This window comes from Exiguobacterium sp. TNDT2 (genome assembly GCF_003331145.1).
In the GTDB taxonomy this organism is placed as follows: domain Bacteria; phylum Bacillota; class Bacilli; order Exiguobacteriales; family Exiguobacteriaceae; genus Exiguobacterium.
Genome location: NZ_QLVE01000044.1, coordinates 1 through 9938, shown reverse-complemented (window position 1 = coordinate 9938; position 9938 = coordinate 1). Strand labels below are relative to the sequence as shown.

Annotated in this window: 5 protein-coding genes; 4 read left to right on the top strand and 1 reads right to left on the bottom strand. The window is 34.6% G+C overall.

Going from position 1 to position 9938, the window contains the following annotated elements; all coding sequences use genetic code 11:
* Window positions 1-59: 59 nt before the first annotated feature.
* From DPV68_RS14015 to drmB, 4 genes are read left to right on the top strand one after another with little or no spacing between them, the layout of a single operon-like run.
* On the top strand, window positions 60-1040 hold the full coding sequence (locus tag DPV68_RS14015; protein ID WP_114167394.1) for a hypothetical protein: 981 nt from the start codon (window positions 60-62) through the stop codon (window positions 1038-1040).
* Between the two features lie 4 nt (window positions 1041-1044).
* A complete protein-coding gene (locus DPV68_RS14010; protein WP_114167393.1) occupies window positions 1045-2565 on the top strand; it encodes a hypothetical protein in 1521 nt (506 codons plus the stop codon).
* Between the two features lie 19 nt (window positions 2566-2584).
* Window positions 2585-6136 (top strand): helicase-related protein, encoded by a 3552-nt coding sequence (locus DPV68_RS14005; RefSeq protein ID WP_114167392.1) that lies wholly within the window; start codon window positions 2585-2587, stop codon window positions 6134-6136.
* The gene (gene drmB / locus DPV68_RS14000) at window positions 6133-8028 is read left to right on the top strand and encodes a DUF1998 domain-containing protein (RefSeq protein WP_114167391.1); all 1896 of its coding nucleotides are present in this window, start codon (window positions 6133-6135) and stop codon (window positions 8026-8028) included. The genes DPV68_RS14005 and drmB overlap by 4 nt, the downstream gene beginning before the upstream one ends.
* 519 nt (window positions 8029-8547) lie before the next feature.
* Here drmB and DPV68_RS13995 read toward each other — a convergent pair.
* On the bottom strand, window positions 8548-9938 hold a 1391-nt coding region (locus tag DPV68_RS13995), incomplete at its 5' end, for a DNA cytosine methyltransferase (RefSeq protein ID WP_157964201.1).

Here is a 9938-nt window from a genome sequence, read left to right as displayed (position 1 = left end):
GAAAAATATGGTAAAATTTAAAAGATTACAAATAAAAAATGTAACCAAGGAAGGATAATATGTTAGAAAAAAAACTAAAATTAAGTGTAAGAAATGAGAAAGTAGATTTACCTGAATGGATGACTTTTTCTTTTGCACTAGGAAAATATATAAATGAGTTTGCTATTTCGCAACATAAACCGATTCGTATTATTATGTCTCTCCCAAATACAGATTATATTCCCTTGTTAGTCGCAATGAGTTTATCAGATCAACATTTTAATCAAAACAAACAAAGTCGATCGATAAAAAAGAAGATTTTAGAACTTAAACCAGGAAGTCGAATTATCTATTTAGAAAACGGAAAACGAACAAGTGTATCTGTTATAGAAGTAGGTCCAAGTCCAGTTGTTGAAAATGAAATGATGCTTCATATTTTGGTGGGGACGGTAAAACAAGGAGTTCCTGAAAGACTGTGGCTTGAGCGTCTCATACTAATGAAAGATGACGAAAAAATAATGAAACGCTCTAAAAAAGTAAGCGACGCTAAAACATTGGGAATAGCTGAAAATGAGCTACTGAAAAATGTTTATACAGAGTCTCAGTTGAACAAAGCTTCTTTTTATCCTGAAGACATTTTCTATATGGTAGGCAATATTCATACAATTAAAGAACAAACAAGTGAACAATTATTTTTCGCTAATGGGATTTATGGAGGTATAAAAGATTTCTTATATGTTGATAGTTCCAACAGTTATACGAATGGAAAAATCATGTCTTCTCAAAAGCGTGACATTAATTTCGAAGTCGTGACTCGCTCACCTGTGATTTTTTGGGGCGCACAAAGTTATTTGAAACAAAGGCAACACTTTAAAGATAATCCTTGGCTAACAACGTTCAGTAGAACTGATAACGAATATCGTATCGATGAACTAGTAAATGAAATTGAACGCAACTTAACCCAAGAAAAATGTGAATATGTCACTGATCATTTGCGAATGTATCTTCAAGAACGGGATATCAATGTACCACGAGGTATTGAATTAATAGCGTGGAGGTAACAAAATGCTGATTGAAGAAATGAATAAACTATATAGTGAGATGGCAATCGAAATACAGGTAAAAGAGATAGCATCTAATCCTTTACTTTTACTCTCTAAAAGTATTAGTAGGCTTAAAGTAGAAATCGATTCAAATTATCAAAGTTATGACGATGTAAACGAAACTCTATTTTACTTAAGAAAAGTTCTGAGTAAATTTACCACAAGCTTATTAAACTACAATGAAATTTTAAAAGCAGAAGAAAAAAAACACTTACAACTGCTATTCTCTCGCATAAGAAAATCCTACAATGCTTTATATAAATCTCATTTTGTAGACGTGACTGAAAGTTTAAAAGGTGTATTAGAGATGAACGAAAATAGTCTTACTAATGAAGTTATACATAATGTGCACACCGTTATGCAAAAACAAAACAATATAAAACTAGCAATTGTCACAAAGAAGTCTTTGAATGATGAGGAAAAAGAAAAGTTAATTACTCGTTTGAACAAAACTGAAGGATTAAACTTTTTTACGGAAAATGGCTTTAGAAATGAGGCCAGGACATATGACTATACTATTTATATAGGTAGTCCAAAGTATTGTAGTTCATATACGGCCAATACGTTTAAATCAAAAAATGTCTTATTCATTGCATATGATTTTTACGACAATAATTTTGTATTAAGAGAGCCTCTTAAAGGAATAGGGAGAAGCCAAACTGTTAGTACGATCTATAAAAATGTTGAAGTTATAAATCCTAGTATTGATACAAAGAAATATATTTTTAGAGACCCGTTGGAACCTTCAGAGATGTTAAATCGATTCATTCAACGAGCTCACAGAGAGAATTCAAATGAAATCATTGATGTGTTAGAGGCAATGGTAGTCTATTTAGAAAATAATCGATTTATTTTTATACCAAAAAACACAAAAATTAAAACTGTTTCAGCTGAAGGTAAAGTAACTTATACCAAAGTAAATAATCTTGAAGAAAATTCTTATATCATTATTCGAAATAGGAGCGACAGCAAATTAGTAGCTGAAATTGCCGACCTGTTTTTTCTAAAAGAAAAGACTGATGAGTTTAGGAATATACAATCTCAGTGGAAAGAAAAACTAAAAAGTATCTCACGAAAATTTGGAGTAAATCGAATGTCACAAATATTGCGTACAAAATATTCAATCAAATACGCTACTCCGAATTCTCTTAAAAATTGGATGAAAGAAGACACGATTGAACCTAGAGCTTTAGAAGAATTATTAACGATTTTAAAATACAGTGATCAAGAAAAAAAGAAAACACTTACGGCCACAAAAGAGATTAGAAGCGCACATCAAAAAGCGGGGAGGTTAATTTCTGATAAACTGATGAAAGATATTTCAACTGAAATGTTAGAGACTTTAAAGGAGAAAGGCTACCATACGTTTGAGTCTAAAGAGTTTAATGACGTTACGTTTAATATTGAGAGAGTAATATATGTTGATAATGCAGTAAAAGAGGTATCGATTAATCAAATCATGAAGCTACATAAACTACTATAAACCAATAAGGAGGCTTCTTATGAATCTTTCACTTGAACAATCATTAATTAATAGAGAGAACATCATAAATAACGTTAGAGAAGAAATGATTGGTCCATCAACAATAAAAGAACATTGGACTGAATTTAATCCAATTGGTAATGCGGTTTTACCAAAAGCGGATACACCATTCTTTTGGATAAACGGCGGAAAAAAAGAAGAGATATTGCAATATCAAGGGCCGACTCAGCGTTACGTAAGTGGACTGTTATTTCCGATAGGTGTGAGAGAGAGTGAAATGGAATCTTTAGAAACTCCTATTTCCTCTGAGTCATTGGATGAAGAAAAAACAGGAACCTTATTATCTGAAAAAGAAGAAGTCTCAACTGAAGAGACTGGAGACATGGAACTATTTCCTCAGAAGAATGACTATATGCCATCTTCTTTAGGGCTAACTTTTTGTCTAGAAAAGAGTGTCGAAAAAGTTAGTGTCAAAATTACAGGAGGTACATATGATCCGCAAATCGTTAAAGTTGAAAAGGGAGGTAAAACCAGTACGTGGTGGATGAGATCTTCTTTACAAAGTGAGGTAGAAGTTAATTTACCTGAGGTGTTGAATAATAGGGGAGCAGTGTACGACATCTCAATGTATGATGCTACATCAAAGAACATCCATCGATTAAAGTTACAACTTCAAGTTCTTGTTCGAGAAGTAGTGGGGAAACATATCGTCACGATGAGTCTAACTAATCGGTCTCGAAGAGAGCAGACTGAAAGTGGGTCGAATGAGCAAAATCAAAGAAAAGAGCAATTGATTTTATTCCAAGCTGCAATGGAGGTTAGTGTTTCTGAAGGTAAAAACTTCTCCGTCTACCCAAGTAGATATGATCTTGCGGCAAATAATATTCAAGTTGATAACTCTTATCAAGAAGAATTATCTATGGAACTACTTTATAGAAAGAATGGAAATTATGCTTTTGGACATGGATGTTCAGTTCATTGGAAACAGAATACTAAAGAGGTTAAAAAGATAGAAACAACATTTTTACCTGAGTATCAAGCGGTAAGTATGACACCAGATATTCAAATGATGGTCCAAGGGAAATCAGTAGACCTAAAAATTCTAATGGCAGATTTAGCTGGGATTACTGATGACAGGGTCCCTGAAATAATATTAAGACCTCTTATCACAAGCTATCAAGAATGGATTCAATCTAAAAAAATAGACTTAGAATTTCTACCTGACCATCTAAAAGTAGTAGGACAAAGACATCTAGAATTATGTATGGAAAGTCATGATCGAATGGTAAAAGGTTTAAAACTTTTAGAAAATCCACAAACGTTAAGGGCATTTCAATTAGCAAACCTCTCAATCTTATTACAACAACAAAATGGCACTAAAAAAAGAAATGGGACTGTCGTAGATGGTTCACTCTTATTTGATTTAGATATTGATAAATCTCTTAACAATATTCAAGCATTATCAAAAAGTGAAAATTCATGGCGAGCTTTTCAGATTGCTTTTATTTTAATGTCCATAGAGTCTTTTGTAGATGAGACGAGTGAAACCCGAAACATCGTAGATCTTATTTGGTTCCCGACAGGTGGAGGGAAAACAGAAGCCTATCTAGGGACAGCAGCGTTTCACATGATATTGAGAAGGTTGAAAAATCCAAAGGATGCAAGCGTGGATGTTATCATGCGATACACATTACGTCTTTTAACGGCAGATCAGTTTCAGAGATCTTCTAGATTGATGTGCGCATTGGAATACATTCGAAAGCGGAATATGCAAACTCTGGGTGAAACTCCTTTCTCAATCGGAATTTGGGTGGGGTCATCTACCACACCAAATACAAATAGAGATGCAAAAAAACAGTTAATGAGTCTTCAAAAAGATGAGAAAAGCGCTAATCAATTTGTTGTGAATAATTGTCCTTGGTGCGGAGCAAAGATGGGTTTTTATAATGAACAAAAAAATAAGAGGAAACGTCATTATTACGGATTCAAAATTGAAAAAGATGGTTTGATTTTGCATTGTCCGGATCGTCACTGTGAGTTTCATGATGAACTACCAATTTACATTGTAGATGAAACCATCTATAAAAAACGACCTACTTTTTTAATCGGAACGGTGGATAAATTTGTTCGATTGGTATGGGAACCGCAAGCAAGATCTTTGTTCGGACTGAACGAAGATGGTGAGAGAGTATATAATCCTCCATCATTAATTGTTCAAGATGAGCTTCATTTGATTTCAGGTCCGCTAGGGACATTAACTGGATTATTTGAAGTGTTAGTAGAAGAATTGTGCATTAAAAAAGTGAACGGGCAAGTTGTGAAACCAAAAATAATTGCAGCTACTGCAACTATCAAACAATTTGAAGAACAAACAAAAGCTCTCTTTGGAAGAGATACGGCTAGACTCTTCCCTAGTCCAGGTCTAGAAAGTGATGATTCATTCTTTGCACGACCTGCTCTGGATCCTTCTGGAAAACCAAGGCCGGGCAGAAAGTATGTCGGTGTTTACACGACTACCGTGAGGATTATGATGTCGCAAGTAATGACATTCTCTTCAATTATTCAGAGTGCATCCGAAATCAAAGCGAATGAGAGAGATCCATACTGGACGTTGTTAGCTTTCTACAACACACTCAGAGAACTTGGTGGTGGCCTTACCTTAACACAAATGGATATTTCTCAATATTCTAATTCTATGGCAATTAGGAAAGGAACAAAAAAATCGCTAAGGTATTTAAACAATGTACTTGAGCTGACTTCTCGTAAGCAAAGTCAGGAAATATCAAAAGCAATTGACAATCTTAAAACAAGCTATTTAGAACCTGTTCAGACAAACAATAAAAAGATATCGACTAATGCTACAATTGATGTTTGTTTAGCTTCAAACATTATTGAGGTAGGCGTTGACATTGACAGGCTATCTGTAATGGCTATTGTTGGTCAACCGAAAATGACAGCTCAATATATTCAAGTAAGTGGTCGTGTAGGACGACGATGGTGGGAGAGACCTGGCCTGATTTTCACGTTATATTCAAATACTAAATCGAGAGACAAATCTCATTTTGAACATTTTAGGGAATATCATGAAAAATTATATGCTCAAGTTGAACCTACAAGTGTTACCCCATTTTCAGATGCTAGTTTAGAAAAAGGATTAAACGGGATTATTGTTGGGTATTTACGTCAGGCCTTGAATAAAGAACTTGGGAAAGTACCATCTGCTAGAGCTATTACAAACAATATGGGTAAGATTAAAGAATTTACTGAACGAATTATTGAGCGGGCTGAAATGGTAGATCCTGAACAAGTACCTGTATTGAAACAAAGTTTGAAAAGGATACTAACTAGATTAATCAAAACACCTTACTCATCTTGGGAAGTCAAAGGTGATGCTAATGGATTTATGTATCAGGCTGGAACAATTGTGCCCCAAATCGTAGAAAGAGAATCGGTTGCGATGATAAATTCGCTACGAACTGTCGATTCTGAATGTAGAGGGATGATTACATCAATTTATAATGAACTACCTTCGGAAGATGAAGAGGTAGAAGGATTGGAGTTTTTAAATTGAAAGATTTGCCATTAAGAAGGGGACAATTAGTTACGACATTTGGTCCAGGCTCATTAGTCATTAGTCCGGACGGAGAGACTGCAATGGTGGGGGCTCTTGATAAATGGTATTACAATAACCAGGGAGAGCGTATTGACGACCACCAATATGAGATTCAGGAACCAAGATTAAAGTCGATGTTAAGAGTTCAAAAATTTTTGGCTCCACCAGATTATAGAGCTGGTTATGCGATGAAAAATGTTTCCTCTGCCATGAAACAAGATAATACGGATATTTTTATACCTTTGCTGAGATTTCCTTTATGGCATTATTGCCCGAGCTGTAGAACCATGCATAAGGCAAGTTTGTCTGAACGTACGAATCGATATTATTGCAACGAATGTGATAAAACCATCAGTATGAACCAGGTCCCGTTTGTGATGGTCTGTAATGAAGGTCATATATCTGATTTCCCTTGGAGAGAATGGGCACATCAAAATGAACACACCAAATGTGAAGGGGAACTTAAGTTGATTAGCACTCCTGGAGCGACTTTGGATTCCCTTGAAGTAAGGTGCTCTTGTGGAAAGAAACGATCATTGAGAGGGATCACGACTCGAAAAGACGCCACCGAGACTGGTGAAGAATCAATCAGTGAGCTTAGTAAGAGAATGAATCAAGTTGGAGAAAGTATTTATACATGCCCTGGCCATAGACCATGGTTTGGGTCAGAAAATTCTACTGCAAGTTGCTCACAGTCACCAGTAGCTGTTCTTAAAAACTCTCTCAATGTCTACTATCCTAAAACAATTAGCGCTATTTATTTGCCTGGTGAGAATAAAGAAGCTGAGGAACTGGTGGATTATCTTATTAAAAGTCGAGTAACGGCAACACGCTTATCAGGATATTCCTCTTTAGATGATAAACTACATTATGTAATGTCGGATGCTCCCGTCGAATTTAAAAGCGTTGAACGACCTATCTGGGAATTGGCAATCGCATATATTGAGAACGATTTTAATACTGATTCGAATCATGGCGAGGATAAGTCCGATGATGCAAATGAGCGCTTAAAGAAAGTGGAGTATGAAAAGCTTTTAGAAAATCAAGATAGTAAGCACTTAAAAATACGCCAAGAGTGGAATTCTGAAAACGCTCACCCGTATTACCCGTTCGCTGAGAAGTTTACTTTAATCAATCGTGTGACAAAACTTAAAGAAACCATCGTTTTGACTGGTTTTGATCGCCTAACAACTGGAACTGAAAATATGACACAGGAAAATTTAATCAATGGTAAAGAGCTACTATTCAATAAATCAGAGGTGCCTCAAAATGATTGGTTACCTGCTCATGAAGTATACGGCGAAGGGATATTTTTCACCTTATCTTTATCAGAACTCAAAAAATGGGAAAATAAAGATGAAGTGAAAAAATATTTTGAGAAATATAAGAAGCGATTGAGCCGTCATAAAACAAGATTTGATTCTGAAACGTTACTTCCTAGGAATGTAATGCTTCATACATTAACGCATCTTATCATTGACGAACTAGCACTTACTTGTGGCTATAACTCCTCTTCTATTCGTGAAAGACTTTATATATCTGATGAATATGCTGGAGTGCTGATTTATACTTCCTCTGGGGATATTGACGGAACTTTTGGAGGATTAGTAAGGATGGGTCGAAAAGAATATTTATTCCCAATCATAGAAAAAGCGATTGAAAAAGCTAGATGGTGTAGTTCAGATCCAGTATGTACAGAAATCGGAAGAAGTTCAGGTCAAGGGATTAACCAATTAAACGGAGCAGCGTGTCATAATTGTTCTTACCTGCCGGAGACTTCCTGTGAGATGGGAAATCTATTACTGGATCGATCGTTGTTGATTGATTTTCAATTAGGATATTTCAATTAAAGATTAAAGGGCGCATTTCGACATTATTAAAAAATAGGAAGAATTAAATTGACTAGACGATATAAAACACCTTCGAGAATAGTACTTTATAAATAATATACTATTCTCGAAGGTGTTTATACGTGGAAAAGCTTATTTGTTGGAACGAGATAAAGAAGAAGGTTGTAAACAACAAAATAAATGCTATTTGGGGAGAGGACTACGGCATCGTACATAAACCACGATTCGATTTGTGAATGACAAAGTATCATTAAAAACTCTCAATCGAGTCAAAGAAGTGAATAAGCGTTCTATACCTTCAAAAATTTCGTCAAGAGAAGATTAGCTGGCGCGTGATATATCTCTTTCAGGAAACGGTCTAGGATGTATTGTTCGCTAAGTCGGTAAACAGCTTTTCGTTGATAGATTCTATCGCCTAATTTACTTTTTAATTCCCTCTACTCTTTTAAGCTGGAGTCACATGTACATGTCATAAAAAGGTTTTCTTAGTATTACTATTTTGATTGATAACAAATCATTTTAATCAGACGTATCTAAAAAAATCAAAAGATGCAATGCTAATGCTTTTGCAAGCAACGGAGGGACAGCATTACCGACTTGTTGATATTGCTCATCTTTTCGTCCGAGAAAAACAAAAGAATCCTGAAAAGATTGAAGTCGAGCTGCCTCTCTTACGCTTAATGCTCTTGCTTTGTTTGGGTGTTGCCACATTGATTTTCTAACATTTACTACCGTAGGTGAGGGTTCATCATACTTTAACCGCAAATACACTGTGTTTTGTGTCCTAGTAGGATCTGAATAACTTGATTTCATATCTTCGGATAAACTGTGGAAATTTTTTCCGTCTTTATCTTTAATCTGTTGGTATCTTTTTTTAATTAGTGGAGTACTTCGAGTATTTATATGATTAAATAGAACGTTACTTTGTTCCAAACCCATTCGGTAATAACGAGTCATTGGTAATTTATTTATCGAAGGATTATTAAAAGAATAAACGTTTTGGTTATAGTCTTCTATTTCAGTTTGAGGCTCTACATCTTCCAAATCTTTAATTGCATCTCTTACTGTTCTAGTAGTTTCGGATGATTTAAGTGGTAAATTAAAATTAGTTACATCTTTTCTGATGCCCAGCATAATAAATCTTTTTCTTTTCTGCGGGACATCAAAATCAGAGGAATCTAATACATCACTTGTAACTGTGTAGCCATAATGTCTAAAAATCGAATGTAGATAATCTACAACATTATAGGAGTAAACACTGGCTTGAACTTTAAATGTATTACTGTCGTCCAAAACAAGTTTTAAGTTTGAGAATTCTAAATCCTCATCAATCATTTCTTGGTATCTAGTTAATAAGCGATTAAGCTCATCAAAAGTTACTATTGAGTCAATTATTTTTGAGGAATCGACAAAGTCCTCTTTTGAAAGTTGAGATAGTGAAAAGCGCAAGTCTTCAACTATTTGACTCACATGAGCATGATTACTTTCATATAAATACAAGTCTTTCGTTAAATTTTTAATTTGAAGTAGTTCTTTGGTTTTTTTGATAGATAAATTCCCAGATTTTTCGAATCTCTTCTTAAGTGTTCTTAACAAAGAAATGAGTGAAGTATCTTTAACAATTGGCGATGGGAAGTAATTTTCTTCTAATAATATTGCGACTAGTTTTAAAATAGTTTGATTATTTGACGTTAATAACTCGATAATATCGTCTTGATAGATCGTGTCATTGTTAAATTCATTTATCTCTTCTAAATGTTGAATAGAGCTGAAATCATTTAGTTTATTATCAGGTTCCTTAGTAACAAAAAATTTGTGAACAGGCGAATGCATTGTTTTTACATTTTCCATTAAAAAAGCTACAGGTTTAATGTCTCTAATAGCTCTCACAAACTCTTTTACTAGTTGAT